Source organism: Streptomyces massasporeus (assembly GCF_014648995.1).
GTDB lineage: Bacteria > Actinomycetota > Actinomycetes > Streptomycetales > Streptomycetaceae > Streptomyces > Streptomyces massasporeus.
Genome location: NZ_BMSE01000017.1, coordinates 36,106 through 49,091, shown reverse-complemented (window position 1 = coordinate 49,091; position 12,986 = coordinate 36,106). Strand labels below are relative to the sequence as shown.

Here is a 12,986-nt window from a genome sequence, read left to right as displayed (position 1 = left end):
GTCAGGGGCGCCCGCGCTGGCCGCGCAGGTGCTCCGCGATGGGCTTGAGGGCCTTGTCGAGCTCGGTCAGGGCCTCGGGGGACAGCAGGTCGATGAAGTGCCTGCGCACGGACGCCACATGGTGGGGCGCGACCTTCTGCATCGTCGTCATCCCGTGGTCGGTCAGGACCGCGTAGAGCCCCCGGCGGTCCGACTCGCAGTTCTCCCGCCGGACCAGGTTCCCGTTCTCCATGCGCGTGATCTGGTGCGAGAGGCGGCTCTTGGACTGGAGGGTGGCGGAAGCGAGGTCGCTCATCCGCATCCTCTGGCCCTCGGACTCGGAGAGATTCACCAGGATCTCGTAGTCGTTCATTGTCAGGCCGAACGGCTGCAGGTCCTTCTCGAGCTGGTACGTCAACAGCCTGTTGACCTCCAGGTGGGTGCGCCAAGCGCACTGCTCCGCATCGGTCAGCCAGCGGGTGGCCGTCTCGGTCTCCATGAATGAAGTCTACCTAAAATGTTGAAAGGCGAACTAGTGAGGGGTGGCGTGTGACCGCGCACGCCTGGCGAACACCAGTGCGCAGACGTTCGATGTCACACTCCGCAGACTACCGCTCACAGCCCGAAGCGACGCTGGAGGTCCCCCAGCTGTCCGGGAAGGCGCGGTACCCCGGACTGCCCCGTCTGTGGGCTGTGCGTCCCGCCGCCGGGCACGCCGGCCTGGTGCGGAACGGTCCCCGTGGCCTGCTCGGCCATCAGGGTCTCGGACGACTGGAGCAGCACCGTCCCGGCACCCACGAACTCGAACTGGTGCTCCTCGCCGGAGGCCCCGCCCAGGCCCGTCAGTGCACGTAGACCGCCCATGACGCCGGTCATGTAACCGTGGTCGTAGTGGTGGCACGGAGAGGGGCAGTCGGCCCAGCCGACCAGGGCCTGGGGGTCGACCCTGATCGGGGGTTCCATGAACACCACCGGTCCGTTCGACGCGGCCACGAACTTTCCGGTTCCGATGAGGGTCAGAAAACCCGGCACGATTGATTGCTTCAGTGACAGAGTTGGCTGAAAAGCAAGCAGGTTGCCGGAGCGAATGGTCAGGTTGCCGTCCTCGAGGTCGTACGAATTGACGTCGAAGGCCCGGTCGGCGAGGAGCATCCTGCCCGAGCCCTCCGCCACGACCCAGTCGCTCGCGTGCAGTGGCGAATGGAACGACGTGCGGACGAGACGGTCCAGCCGGCCGTGTCCGACGCCGTTGAAGTCGATCGACCCGTAGTAGGCGATCATCTTCCCCTTCTGCAGGAACCACTGGCTCCCCTTGAGCTCCACGCAGAAGGTGTACGCGTTGACGTTGTCGTCCGCCGGCAGCGTCGCCGGGTCGAGGACCACGGGGCCGGCGCCCGGGGTTCCGTAGGTGCTCACAGCTTCTCCTCCGACGCCTGGACGTACACCACACCGCTTCCGCTGAGCTCCAGCTGGAAGGCCTCGCCCGAGCCGCGGCCCACCATGTCCCGCCAGCCGAGCGCCGTGGACAGCTTGTTGCGGACGTCACCGTGGTGGGCGACGTAGGCCTGCGGGTCCACATGGACCGGCCGCTGCGGGCTGATCGGGATCTCGATGACGCCGCCGTGCGCCATGACCGCGACGGCCCCGTGGCCCTGCAGCGTCGTCGTGAACAGCCCCTGGCCGCTGACCTGGCCCCGCACCATGCCCATGACGCCGCCCTGCGCACCCAGGAACATCGTGCCCTGCTGGAGCGTGCCCTCGAAGGCCAGGAGGCGGTCCGCCTCCACGTACAGCGTGTCGCCGGAGAGCCGGATCACCTGGATGTGGTGCCCGCCGTGCCCGAAGAGGACCGTGCCGCTGCCCTCGACGGACATCAGGGGCGTGTCCTCGTTCGCCACCCGGCGGCCGATCATCGACATGATCCCGCCCTGGCCGCCCGCCATGTTGGGCGTGAACGACACCTCGCCCTTGTACGCGAGCATCGCGCCGCGCTGACTGAACAGCCGCTGCCCCGGCGCGACCGTCGCCTCGACCATCTTCCCGTTGATCTCCCGGAAGGCCATCTCACACGTCTCCCGCGATCGTGTTCCGCTCGCTCGGCTGCACGTACACCAGCCCGTCCCCTTCGAACCGCATCTGGAAGGCCTCGCCGCCGCCCTCACCGAGCAGTGTGCGGAACGTCACACCGGACTGGAACGACTGCCGCAGATTCCCCTGGTGCGCCACGTACGCCCCCGGGTCGACGGTCAGCGGGTACTGCGCGCTCACCCGCAGCACCACCGCCGGGCCGTCCGACATGATCGCCGCCTGGCCGTGGCCCTCGACGGACGTCGTGAACAGCCCGTTGCCCTGCGAGGCGCCGCGCAGGCCCGTGAACTCCGTGCCCGTGCGCAGCCCGCCGTCGGTCGCGAGCAGGTTGCTCGACTCGACGTACAGCTTGTCGCCCTGGATGCTGACCAGGTTGATCTCGGAGGCGCGGTCCGCGAACCAGCAGGTCCCGCGCCCCTTCACCTCCATCAACGTCATCTGCTCACCGGTCAGCCGCCGGGTCACCATGCCCCGGATGCCCTCGCCGCCGCCGCTGAGCTTCTTGAAGGCCATCTCCCCGTCGTACGCGACCATCGAGCCGTTCTTCGCCTTCACGGCATCCCCGGTCATGTCGACGGCGAGCACCTTGCTGCTCTGAAGTCGGAACATCGCCACGACTGGAAGGTAGCCGCAGGCCGGGCCCCTGGGACAGGGCCCGTGGGTGGAGAACGTCCCTGACCGCACCCCTAGGGGCCGGGTGCCGAGTCGGTTTGCCACAATGGGCGGGACGCTTGTGCGCGTGTTCACAAACTGTTTCTCTCCCACCGAAGGTGACCCGTGGACCTCAAGACCGCCACCGCCATCCGCCGCCTCCGCCTGGTCTCGGCCCCCGAGGCGATCTCCTTCCTCCTCCTGCTGGTCTGCTCGGTGCTGAAGCGGACCACGGACTTCAACGCCGTGCCGGTGATGGGCATGGTGCATGGGGTGCTGTTCGTCTTGTACGTCATCTTCTGGGCCGACGCGTGGAACCGGGCGAAGTGGTCGCTGAAGACTGCCGCGCTGTACTTCGTCCTCTCGGTGCTGCCGGCCGGCGGGTTCTTCGCCGAGCGCATGCTGCGGCGTGAGGCCGAGGACGCGGTCATCGCGTCCCGCGCCCGTAAGGAAGGCGTGGTGGGCGCGTGATCGTCGCCTTTTCCGTGACGCCCCTCGGGGTCGGTGAGGACGTGGGGGAGTACGTCGCCGACGCCGTGCGGGTGGTGCGCGAGTCGGGGCTGCCGAACCGAACGGACGCGATGTTCACGTCCGTCGAGGGAGAGTGGGACGAGGTCATGGACGTCGTCCGGCGCGCGGTCGCCGCGGTCGAGCGCCGGGCCCCCCGGGTCTCCCTCGTCCTCAAGGCGGACATTCGCCCCGGCGTGACGGACGGCCTCACGTCCAAGGTGGAGACGGTGGAGCGGCACCTCGCCGAGTAGATGACGAGAGCGGCCCCGTCGCAGCGTCCCCGTGGTGTCCCGCCCGAAGGGCGAGACAAGGCTGACCGCCATGTGACCGGCCGGTAAGGTCGGGTTCGTGCCGAAGCCGCTCAGTCTCTCCTTCGATCCGATCGCGCGCGCCGACGAACGCTGGAAGCAGCGCTGGGGAAACGTGCCGTCCATGGCCGCGATCACCTCGATCATGCGCGCCCAGCAGATCCTGCTGGGCGAGGTCGACGCGGTGGTCAGGCCGTACGGGCTGACGTTCGCGCGCTACGAGGCGCTGGTGCTGCTCACCTTCTCCAAGTCCGGCGAGCTGCCGATGTCCAAGATCGGTGAGCGGCTCATGGTGCACCCCACGTCCGTGACGAACACCGTGGACCGGCTGGTGAGGTCGGGTCTGGTCGCCAAGCGGCCCAATCCGAACGACGGCCGCGGCACCCTCGCCAGCATCACCGACAAGGGCCGCGAGGTCGTCGAGTCGGCCACCCGCGATCTGATGGCGATGGACTTCGGGCTCGGGACGTACGACGCCGAGGAGTGCGCGGAGATCTTCGCGATGCTGCGGCCGCTGCGTGTCTCGGCGGGTGACTTCGAGGAGGAGTGACCCGGGGCAAGATCCCCCGGAACGGGTCGTTACGCTCGACGGCATGAAGAAGAGCGTGCTGACCCGCTACCGGGTCATGGCCTACGTCACCGGTGTGCTGCTCGTCGCGCTGACCCTCGGCATGATCGGCAAGTACGTCCTCGATCTGGGCGGCGCGGCTGACTTCACGCAGGTGGTCAGCATCGCGCACGGCTGGTTGTACGTCGTGTACCTGATTTTCGCCTTCGATCTCGGCTCCAAGGCGAAGTGGCCGGTCAAGAAGCAGCTGTGGGTGCTGCTGGCCGGCACGATCCCCACGGCCGCGTTCTTCGTGGAGCGCAGGATCAGCCACGAGCTGGAGGGCAAGCTCGCCGAGGACGCGCCCGCGCCCGTCAAGGCCTAGGTGCGTTCCGGGGCCGCCGCACGCGTGCGTGCGGCGGTCGTTCTCACCCGTTCGCCAGGTCACTCCCGTCAGCCATCGACATTTACTAGGACGTCCAAGTAAATTCGAAGGTATGGACGCTGACGCCATCGAGGAGGGCCGCCGCCGCTGGCAGGCCCGGTACGACGCCGCACGCAAGCGCGAGGCCGACTTCACCACGCTCTCCGGCGACCCCGTGGAGCCGGTGTACGGGCCCCGGCCCGGTGACACCTACGACGGGTTCGACCGGATCGGCTGGCCCGGGGAGTACCCCTTCACCCGCGGCCTGTACGCGACCGGCTACCGAGGGCGGACGTGGACCATCCGGCAGTTCGCCGGGTTCGGCAACGCCGAGCAGACCAACGAGCGCTACAAGATGATCCTCCGCAACGGCGGAGGCGGGCTCTCCGTCGCCTTCGACATGCCGACGCTCATGGGCCGCGACTCCGACGACCCGCGCTCGCTCGGCGAGGTCGGGCACTGCGGCGTCGCCATCGACTCCGCGGCCGACATGGAGGTCCTGTTCAAGGACATCCCGCTGGGCGACGTCACGACGTCGATGACCATCAGCGGCCCGGCCGTCCCCGTCTTCTGCATGTACCTGGTCGCCGCCGAACGGCAGGGCGTCGACCCGTCCGTCCTCAACGGCACGCTCCAGACGGACATCTTCAAGGAGTACATCGCCCAGAAGGAGTGGCTCTTCCAGCCCGAGCCGCACCTGCGGCTCATCGGCGACCTCATGGAGCACTGCGCGGCCGGCATCCCCGCGTACAAGCCGCTGTCCGTCTCCGGCTACCACATCCGCGAGGCCGGGGCGACGGCCGCGCAGGAGCTGGCGTACACGCTGGCGGACGGCTTCGGGTACGTCGAGCTGGGCCTGTCGCGCGGGCTGGACGTGGACGTCTTCGCCCCCGGCCTGTCCTTCTTCTTCGACGCGCACGTCGACTTCTTCGAGGAGATCGCCAAATTCCGCGCGGCCCGGCGCATCTGGGCCCGCTGGATGCGCGACGTCTACGGCGCGAAGTCCGAGAAGGCCCAGTGGCTCCGCTTCCACACGCAGACCGCGGGGGTCTCCCTCACCGCGCAGCAGCCGTACAACAACGTCGTACGGACGGCCGTGGAGGCGCTGGCGGCCGTACTCGGCGGGACGAACTCGCTGCACACCAACGCCCTCGACGAGACCCTCGCCCTGCCGAGCGAGCAGGCGGCGGAGATCGCGCTGCGCACCCAGCAGGTGCTGATGGAGGAGACCGGCGTCGCCAACGTGGCCGACCCGCTGGGCGGCTCCTGGTACATCGAGCAACTGACCGACCGGATCGAGGCGGACGCGGAGAAGATCTTCGAGCAGATCAAGGAGCGCGGGCTGCGGGCGCACCCCGACGGGCAGCACCCCATCGGCCCGATCACCTCCGGGATCCTGCGCGGGATCGAGGACGGCTGGTTCACCGGGGAGATCGCCGAGTCGGCGTTCCGGTACCAGCGGGCCCTCGAGAAGGGCGACAAGCGGGTCGTCGGCGTGAACTGTCACGACGGATCGGTCACCGGGGACCTGGAGATCCTGCGGGTCAGCCACGAGGTGGAGCGCGAGCAGGTCCGGACGCTGGGCGGGCGCAAGGCGGCCCGTGACGACGCCGCGGTGCGCACCGCGCTCGACGCCATGCTGGCCGCCGCCCGCAGCGGCGCCAACATGATCGAGCCGATGCTGGACGCGGTACGGGCGGAGGCGACGCTCGGCGAGATCTGCGGAGTGCTGCGGGACGAGTGGGGGGTCTACACCGAGCCCGCCGGGTTCTGACCCGCGCGCCCGTCCACCCGGCGGGCGCTGGTCGCCCAGCCCGTCCGGCCGGCGCTAGTCGCCCAACCCGTGCAGCAGCACCCTGGTGAAGCCGCGGACCCATTCCTCGTCCGCCGGTTCCGCGCTCACCAGGGTGCGGTGGACCACCGCACCCGCCACCATGTCGAAGATCAGGTCCACCGTGCGGGCGGACGAGGCGGGGTCCGGCTCCGGGGGGAGTTCACCCCGGGCCTGGGCCCGCGCGCGGCCCTCCAGGACCAGGCGCTTCTGGCGGTCGACGACCGATGCCCTGATGCGCTCCCGCAGGGCGTCGTCGCGGGTGGCTTCCGCCACCACCGCCATCAGGCCGCTCTTCGCCTCCGGCAGAGCCAGGATCGTGGCGAACTGCAGGACCACACCCTCGATGTCGGCGGCCAGGGAGCCGCGGTCGGGGAGTTCCAGCGCGTCGAAGAGTTCCGCGACGGCGTCGACGACCAGTTCGTTCTTTCCCGCCCAGCGGCGGTAGAGCGTGGTTTTCGCAACCCCGGCCCGCGTCGCGACGTCTCCCAGGGTGAGCTTGGACCAGCCCAGTTCCACGAGAGCCTCACGCGTCGCGGCCAGGATCGCGGCGTCCGCCGTCGCGCTGCGCGGACGCCCGGTGCGGCTGGCTGGGCTGCGGCTCTGCATCTCACGACCATAAACCGGCGGTTCCTGTGTGGCCGTGAGGGAGATCACCGGGGGGTGGTGTCCCGGCACCCCGGCGTGGCATTACGCTACGACTCGTAGCGAAAGCCCGTGATGGACGTACACGGGCCTCGCACACCCGGCGTGGGGTGGGGACCCGGCGCCGAAGGGCACGGACCGGCCCGGCTTTCACACCGTTTTTCACACGCGCGCGCAGGACGGGGGAGGATAGGCGCATGCAGCCACGGAACATGTCCATGAGCGGAGTCGTCGACCTCGCCGCGGTGAAGGCGGCCCAGGAGGCCAAGGCGAAGGCGGAGCAGGCGCGCGCGCAAGCAGCCCGGGAGGGCGGGACGGGGGCGATCTCCCCGGCCGATCTCGTCATCGACGTCGACGAGGCGGGGTTCGAGAGGGACGTCCTGCAGCGTTCCGCCGAAGTACCCGTCGTCATCGACTTCTGGGCCGAGTGGTGTGAGCCCTGCAAGCAGCTCAGCCCGGTCCTGGAGCGGCTGGCCGTCGAGTACAACGGCCGTTTCCTGCTCGCCAAGGTCGACGTCGACGCCAACCAGATGCTGATGCAGCAGTTCGGCATCCAGGGAATCCCCGCGGTGTTCGCGGTCGTCGCGGGGCAGGCGCTGCCGCTCTTCCAGGGGGCGGCGGGCGAGGCGCAGATCCGCCAGACCCTCGACCAGCTGGTGCAGGTCGGCGAGCAGCGCTTCGGTCTGACCGGTCTCACCGTCGACCCCGAGGCCGTGCCGGGCGGCGCCCCGGCGGCGGCTCCCGCGCAGCCGACCGGTCCGCACGACGGGCTCCTCGAGGCCGCCGTGCAGGCGCTGGACTCGGGCGACCTGTCCGGTGCCGTCCAGGCGTACAAGAACGTGCTGAACGAGGACCCGGGCAACGAGGAGGCCAAACTGGGTCTCGCGCAGGCCGAGTTGCTCCAGCGGGTGCAGGGCGTCGACCCGCAGCAGGTGCGCCGGGACGCGGCCGACAAACCGGCCGACGTACAGGCACAGATCGCCGCCGCCGACCTGGATCTGGTGGGCGGCCATGTGGAGGACGCCTTCGGTCGGCTCATCGAGACCGTGCAGCGCACGGTGGGTGACGACCGGGACACCCTGCGGATGCGGCTGGTGGAGCTGTTCGAGGTCGTCGGGCCCGACGATCCCCGCGTGATCGCGGCACGCAGGGCCCTGGCGCGCGCCCTGTTCTGACCAGTCGTTAAACGCGCGGGCTTGTGGTGCCCGCGTGAAAAGTTTGCCCACGGAGGGTCACTGCGGCCGCGCTTTACCAAAACTTGGTAATCGCGGCCGCTGTTACTGCGAGTAAGTCATGGGCGTTGATCTGTCGGATTCTGTCCATCGATCAACAGCTTTGTACCGCCCCCCGGCACCACCCTGTGTGGCCGACCGAGACCGATGGGTCGTTGTTCGGTTATCCGGCCGTTACTAGCGAGTAACGAACCCCCTTGTGCGGGCGGCGAGAATGCACCACGATCGGCCACGCTCGGTCCATTCCCGTACCCCGGCAGCCGGTTGGGTCACGGGGCAATCTGGGTCCCCACCGAGCAGAGCCGGCGGCAGTGGCGCCGGCTCTTGGACAGGGGGGTCTTCGCCCTTCCGGCGAAGCCTGTCCAGCAGGGTTGTGCGTGATGCGTGTCAGGCGCGACCAGTGGTTGTCGCTCGGGGGTGATCGCCGGTGATTCGGGCGCAGTTGCGCCGCCGAGTGCAGGCGCTCTCCTTCCCGAGGACGTAGCACTTCTCCCATCCCTGCCCGGCTGAGCGCCAATCGGGGCGAGCCAGGACAGGAGATGTACGTCCGAGAAGGAGGAAATATGGAGTCCCAGGTGCGTGGCGGGACCAGATGGAAGCGGTTCGCTGTGGTCATGGTGCCCAGCGTCGCCGCCACGGCTGCGATAGGTGTCGCCCTCGCGCAGGGCGCTCTCGCCGCGTCGTTCAGTGTCTCCGGGCAGTCGTTCAAGGTCACGACCGACCAGCTCGTCGGCACGGGCTTCTCGCAGTACGGCGCCCTCGATGAGGGATACACGATGGACGGCAAGAAGGCCGTCCACCCGGTCGCCGTCTCGTCGTTCAAGCAGGCGACGATCAAGAACCTGTGCCAGTCGGTCGTCACCCCGAACATTCCGGTGCTCGGGAACGTCAGCCTGATCCTGCGTGCGGGTCAGGGTGCGAAGCCGGTGGAGGCCCAGAACCTCTACATCGACGTCGCCGACCTCAGCGCCGATGCGACGTTCGAGAACATCGACATCGGTGTGGCGGCCAAGGACGCCACCAAGGGTCCGGCCATGCGGAAGGGCGAGACGTCCAACCCGTACGGCTTCGCCCAGCAGGCGGACAAGGCGACCCTGACCGACGTGAAGCAGACGGCGTGGGCGACCACCGCCGGAACCTTCAAGCTCAGCGGCCTGAAGATGTCGCTGTCGACGGGTGTCAAGGAGTGCTACTAAGCACTCGATGACGGGCGGGGGAGCCGGTGGCGCCCCCGCCCGTCCACCTTCCGGCCGCGCCTTCACGCGGGGCCCACATCACCACCACAGCAACGCTGTACCAGGGAGCTGTTTTTCCATGAGCGCCGAGACTCCTGCCGCCACCGGCCAGTTCACCGTCCGGAGGCAGCAGTTCCGCGCCTGGCGGGGTGAGCGGCCGTTCTGGGCCGGGCTGTTCGTCCTCCTCAGTGGACTGCCCATCGCCTACTTCCCGTACGCGAACCTCCAGATCGGTCACCTGACGCTGGCGATGGCGACCACCGCGGGTGCCGGGTCCCTGATCATCGGCGTGCTGCTCGTCGTGCTGGGCGTCAGCCTCTGGTTCCAGAAGCACGTACGGGTCTTCGCGGGAGTCGCGGCGATCCTGCTGGCGCTGGTGTCCATCCCCGTGTCCAACCTCGGCGGCTTCCTCATCGGCTTCCTCCTCGCCCTCGTGGGCGGGGCGATGGCCGTGGCCTGGGCGCCGGGCGCACGTCCCGCGGGACAGTCCGCCGCCATGGCCAGCACGGGCACGGGCGGGACTCCCGAGGCAACGGACCACGAGACCACGGTGCTGCGGCCCGTGGGCGGGGTGGACGAGCCGAACGATCTGTCAGGAACGAACCCGGCCAACGGGGCGAACGGGAGGCACAGTGCCGGCTGACGAGGTGACCCACGGGGCTGATGTGGAGGCGTCCCGTGTGAGAACCGGGCCGCGCCACGCGGCACCCAAGAAGCCGCTGTTCACGAGGTTCAACAGGCCGGCCGGCAAGGCGATGGCCATGGCGGCGATGCCGACGGCCGTGCTCATGGGCATGGGCTTCACGTCGACGCTCGCCATAGCCGACAGCGACACCCCGGCGGCGCCGACCTCCAAGAGCCTGACGGCCGACGAGTACAAGGACTGTGTGGCGGCCCTGGAGGACTCCGACAAGGACTCCAAGGACGACGACGCGTCCGCCTCGCCCACGCCGTCCCCCTCGGCGAGCGACGGCGCGACGGACGAGAAGGACGACCAGGGCGACACCGCCCCGAAGCCGTCCCCCTCGGGTGGCACGGAGGCGAACAACGGCGGTTCCTCTTCGTCGGATTCAGGTTCCGACGACAAGGCCGAGCCGAAGCCGACCCCGTCCACGAGCGCGCCCGCCACCGGCGGCGACGACGCGGCCGCCACCCCGTCCCCCTCGCCGTCCGAGAGCGGCGGCAACATCCTGGAGGACATCGGCGACGCGATCGGCGGCATCTTCAACGGCGGGAAGGACGGGGCCAGTCCCAGCCCGACCCCGTCCGCGTCGGCGTCGCAGAGCACCGAGAAGCCGGCCGAGGACGCCTCCGGTACCGAGGACACGGCCGACAAGGCCACCGGCACGGTCGAGGACACCGTCAAGGACACCACCGACAAGGCGTCCGACACGGTGAAGGACACCGGCAAGACGGTCGAGGACACCACCAAGGCCGTCGAGAAGGCGGCCGAGGACGCGGCGGAGAAGGCGAAGGAGGCCACCGCCTCGCCCAGCCCCTCCCCGAGCGCCACCACGGACGCCGACGACTGCCCGGCCGCCACCGACGCCGAGGGCGGCGTCGACAACAAGGTGCCGCTGCCGGACGACCCGTGGTTCCTCAACGCCAGCTCGCTGACGCTGAAGGGCGCCGACTACAAGGGCGTCGTCGAGGTGCGGACCGCCAACGGCACCGTCAAGAAGGTGCTGAAGTACGTCATATCCGGCGGCACCGACATCGGCGACCTGCACCAGACCGTCCAGGACAAGCAGTCCGGCAAGACCTACCACGTGCAGGCGGCCAAGGGTTCGACGTCCACGATCCGCGACGGCGACACCGTGATGTACACGGAGAGCATCTCCGGCAACCTGCTCGGGCTGATACCGATCACGTTCGACCCGGAGCACCCGCCGCCGCTGAACATCCCGCTGATCTACTTCACCAACGTGAAGGTCCAGCAGGCCGGCCAGTTCGGCGGGACCCTGCACGTGCCGGGGCTGCACAACTTCGTCACCGGCTGAGCGCCCCTCAGAGCCCGTTCGGGAGCCGCACACACCGAGGGCCGCCCCCCTGGAATCCAGGGGGGCGGCCCTCGGTGCCGTCCAGGGGCCTTCACGGCCCCTGACGGATCAGCCCTTGGCCTCGCCCAGGTGGTGGACCCGCACCATGTTGGTGGTGCCGGGCACGCCGGGGGGCGAACCGGCGGTGATGACCACGATGTCGCCGTCGTTGAAGCGGTTCAGCTTCACCAGCTCCTGCTCGACGAGGTCGACCATCTCGTCGGTGCTGTTCACGAACGGCACCACGTACGGCTCCACGCCCCAGCTCAGCGCCATCTGGTTGCGGGTGCCCTCGTCGGTGGTGAAGGCGATGATCGGCTGCACCGCGCGGTAGCGCGAGAGACGGCGGGCGGTGTCGCCGGACTGCGTGAAGGCCACCAGGCCCCGGCCGCCGAGGAAGTCGGCGATCTCGCACGCGGCCCGGGCCACCGAACCGCCCTGTGTGCGCGGCTTCTTGCCCGGCACCAGCGGCTGCAGGCCCTTGGACATCAGCTCCTGCTCGGCCGCGGCGACGATCTTCGACATCGTCTTCACGGTCTCGATCGGGTACGCGCCCACGCTCGACTCGGCGGACAGCATGACCGCGTCGGCGCCGTCCAGGATCGCGTTGGCCACGTCGGAGGCCTCGGCGCGGGTCGGACGGGAGTTGGTGATCATCGACTCCATCATCTGGGTCGCCACGATCACCGGCTTGGCGTTGCGCCGGCACAGCTCGATCAGGCGCTTCTGCACCATGGGGACCTTCTCGAGCGGGTACTCGACGGCGAGGTCACCGCGGGCGACCATCACACCGTCGAACGCCATCACGACGTCCTCCATGTTCTGCACCGCCTGCGGCTTCTCCACCTTGGCGATGACGGGGACGCGGCGGCCCTCCTCGTCCATGATGCGGTGCACGTCCTGGACGTCCTTGGCGTCCCGGACGAAGGACAGCGCGACCAGGTCGCAGCCCATCCGGAGGGCGAAGCGGAGGTCCTCGATGTCCTTCTCGGACAGGGCGGGCACGTTGACGGCCGCGCCGGGCAGGTTGATGCCCTTGTGGTCGGAGATGACGCCGCCCTCGATGACGATCGTCTTGACCTTGGGGCCCTCGACCTCGGTGACCTTCAGCTCGACGTTGCCGTCGTTGATGAGGATCTGGTCGCCCTTGGTGACATCGCCGGGCAGACCCTTGTAGGTCGTCCCGCAGATCGTCTTGTCGCCCGGGACGTCCTCGGTGGTGATGGTGAACTCGTCACCGCGCACCAGCTCCACGGGACCCTCGGCGAAGGTCTCCAGGCGGATCTTCGGGCCCTGGAGGTCGGCGAGGACACCGATGGCCCGGCCGGTCTCCTTGGCGGCGGCACGGACCCGGTCGTACCGGCCCTGGTGCTCGGCGTGGCTGCCGTGGCTGAAGTTGAAGCGGGCCACGTTCATGCCGGCTTCGATCAACGCGACAAGCTGATCGTGGGAGTCGACCGCAGGGCCGAGAGTACAGACGATTTTCGAACGGCGCAT

At 69.2% G+C, this 12,986-nt stretch carries 15 protein-coding genes; 9 read left to right on the top strand and 6 right to left on the bottom strand.

Annotated elements, in window-relative coordinates:
* Nucleotide 1 precedes the first annotated feature (1 nt).
* From IE153_RS30245 to IE153_RS30230, 4 genes are all read right to left on the bottom strand, one after another.
* Nucleotides 2–478 (bottom strand): MarR family winged helix-turn-helix transcriptional regulator, encoded by a 477-nt coding sequence (locus tag IE153_RS30245; protein ID WP_097220667.1) that lies wholly within the window; start codon nt 476–478, stop codon nt 2–4.
* A gap of 116 nt (nt 479–594) precedes the next feature.
* Nucleotides 595–1,395, bottom strand: a complete 801-nt coding sequence (locus tag IE153_RS30240; protein WP_189592950.1) for an AIM24 family protein — start codon at nt 1,393–1,395, stop codon at nt 595–597.
* Nucleotides 1,392–2,042 carry an AIM24 family protein gene (locus tag IE153_RS30235; RefSeq protein ID WP_189592949.1) on the bottom strand — a complete coding sequence of 217 codons (651 nt, stop codon included), beginning with the start codon at nt 2,040–2,042 and terminating at the stop codon, nt 1,392–1,394. The genes IE153_RS30240 and IE153_RS30235 overlap by 4 nt, the downstream gene beginning before the upstream one ends.
* A 1-nt stretch (nt 2,043) precedes the next feature.
* Nucleotides 2,044–2,676 (bottom strand): AIM24 family protein, encoded by a 633-nt coding sequence (locus tag IE153_RS30230; protein ID WP_189593060.1) that lies wholly within the window; start codon nt 2,674–2,676, stop codon nt 2,044–2,046.
* A 168-nt stretch (nt 2,677–2,844) separates the two neighbouring features.
* Here IE153_RS30230 and IE153_RS30225 point away from each other — a divergent pair, with 168 nt between their 5' ends.
* The 5 genes from IE153_RS30225 (at nt 2,845) to icmA (ending at nt 6,281) form a co-directional block, all read left to right on the top strand.
* Nucleotides 2,845–3,189: a DUF3817 domain-containing protein gene (locus IE153_RS30225; RefSeq protein WP_189592948.1), complete on the top strand. Its 345-nt coding sequence runs from the start codon at nt 2,845–2,847 to the stop codon at nt 3,187–3,189.
* On the top strand, nt 3,186–3,479 hold the full coding sequence (locus IE153_RS30220; protein ID WP_030854324.1) for an MTH1187 family thiamine-binding protein: 294 nt from the start codon (nt 3,186–3,188) through the stop codon (nt 3,477–3,479). Before IE153_RS30225 ends, IE153_RS30220 begins: the two co-directional genes overlap by 4 nt.
* Before the next feature lie 97 nt (nt 3,480–3,576).
* The gene (locus tag IE153_RS30215; RefSeq protein ID WP_097220677.1) at nt 3,577–4,086 is read left to right on the top strand and encodes a MarR family winged helix-turn-helix transcriptional regulator; all 510 of its coding nucleotides are present in this window, start codon (nt 3,577–3,579) and stop codon (nt 4,084–4,086) included.
* A 43-nt stretch (nt 4,087–4,129) separates the two neighbouring features.
* Nucleotides 4,130–4,468 carry a DUF3817 domain-containing protein gene (locus tag IE153_RS30210; RefSeq protein WP_053670546.1) on the top strand — a complete coding sequence of 113 codons (339 nt, stop codon included), beginning with the start codon at nt 4,130–4,132 and terminating at the stop codon, nt 4,466–4,468.
* A 112-nt stretch (nt 4,469–4,580) separates the two neighbouring features.
* A complete protein-coding gene (icmA, locus tag IE153_RS30205) occupies nt 4,581–6,281 on the top strand; it encodes a coenzyme B12-dependent isobutyryl-CoA mutase large subunit (RefSeq protein WP_189592947.1) in 1,701 nt (566 codons plus the stop codon).
* Between the two features lie 54 nt (nt 6,282–6,335).
* On the opposite strand, the gene IE153_RS30200 is transcribed toward icmA, so the two are convergent.
* Nucleotides 6,336–6,947, bottom strand: coding sequence for a TetR/AcrR family transcriptional regulator (locus IE153_RS30200; RefSeq protein ID WP_189592946.1), 612 nt, complete (start codon nt 6,945–6,947; stop codon nt 6,336–6,338).
* Between the two features lie 233 nt (nt 6,948–7,180).
* Here IE153_RS30200 and IE153_RS30195 point away from each other — a divergent pair, with 233 nt between their 5' ends.
* The 4 genes from IE153_RS30195 (at nt 7,181) to IE153_RS30180 (ending at nt 11,450) form a co-directional block, all read left to right on the top strand.
* Nucleotides 7,181–8,158 (top strand): tetratricopeptide repeat protein, encoded by a 978-nt coding sequence (locus IE153_RS30195; RefSeq protein ID WP_189592945.1) that lies wholly within the window; start codon nt 7,181–7,183, stop codon nt 8,156–8,158.
* A 620-nt stretch (nt 8,159–8,778) separates the two neighbouring features.
* Nucleotides 8,779–9,411 (top strand): DUF6230 family protein, encoded by a 633-nt coding sequence (locus IE153_RS30190; protein WP_189592944.1) that lies wholly within the window; start codon nt 8,779–8,781, stop codon nt 9,409–9,411.
* 118 nt (nt 9,412–9,529) lie between these two features.
* On the top strand, nt 9,530–10,093 hold the full coding sequence (locus IE153_RS30185) for a DUF6114 domain-containing protein (RefSeq protein ID WP_189592943.1): 564 nt from the start codon (nt 9,530–9,532) through the stop codon (nt 10,091–10,093).
* Nucleotides 10,083–11,450: a hypothetical protein gene (locus IE153_RS30180; RefSeq protein WP_189592942.1), complete on the top strand. Its 1,368-nt coding sequence runs from the start codon at nt 10,083–10,085 to the stop codon at nt 11,448–11,450. The genes IE153_RS30185 and IE153_RS30180 overlap by 11 nt, the downstream gene beginning before the upstream one ends.
* Nucleotides 11,451–11,558: 108 nt before the next feature.
* On the opposite strand, the gene pyk is transcribed toward IE153_RS30180, so the two are convergent.
* Nucleotides 11,559–12,986 (bottom strand): pyruvate kinase, encoded by a 1,428-nt coding sequence (gene pyk / locus IE153_RS30175; RefSeq protein WP_189592941.1) that lies wholly within the window; start codon nt 12,984–12,986, stop codon nt 11,559–11,561.

Bases quoted from the DNA above. Each gene is read 5' to 3' on its own strand.
- IE153_RS30245 (WP_097220667.1), bottom strand. From the start codon at position 478: ATGGAGACCGAGACGGCCACCCGCTGGCTGACCGATGCGGAGCAGTGC.
- IE153_RS30235 (WP_189592949.1), bottom strand. From the start codon at position 2,042: ATGGCCTTCCGGGAGATCAACGGGAAGATGGTCGAGGCGACGGTCGCG.
- IE153_RS30230 (WP_189593060.1), bottom strand. From the start codon at position 2,676: ATGTTCCGACTTCAGAGCAGCAAGGTGCTCGCCGTCGACATGACCGGG.
- IE153_RS30210 (WP_053670546.1), top strand. From the start codon at position 4,130: ATGAAGAAGAGCGTGCTGACCCGCTACCGGGTCATGGCCTACGTCACC.
- icmA (WP_189592947.1), top strand. From the start codon at position 4,581: ATGGACGCTGACGCCATCGAGGAGGGCCGCCGCCGCTGGCAGGCCCGG.
- IE153_RS30200 (WP_189592946.1), bottom strand. From the start codon at position 6,947: ATGCAGAGCCGCAGCCCAGCCAGCCGCACCGGGCGTCCGCGCAGCGCG.
- IE153_RS30195 (WP_189592945.1), top strand. From the start codon at position 7,181: ATGCAGCCACGGAACATGTCCATGAGCGGAGTCGTCGACCTCGCCGCG.
- IE153_RS30190 (WP_189592944.1), top strand. From the start codon at position 8,779: ATGGAGTCCCAGGTGCGTGGCGGGACCAGATGGAAGCGGTTCGCTGTG.
- IE153_RS30185 (WP_189592943.1), top strand. From the start codon at position 9,530: ATGAGCGCCGAGACTCCTGCCGCCACCGGCCAGTTCACCGTCCGGAGG.
- pyk (WP_189592941.1), bottom strand. From the start codon at position 12,986: ATGCGCCGTTCGAAAATCGTCTGTACTCTCGGCCCTGCGGTCGACTCC.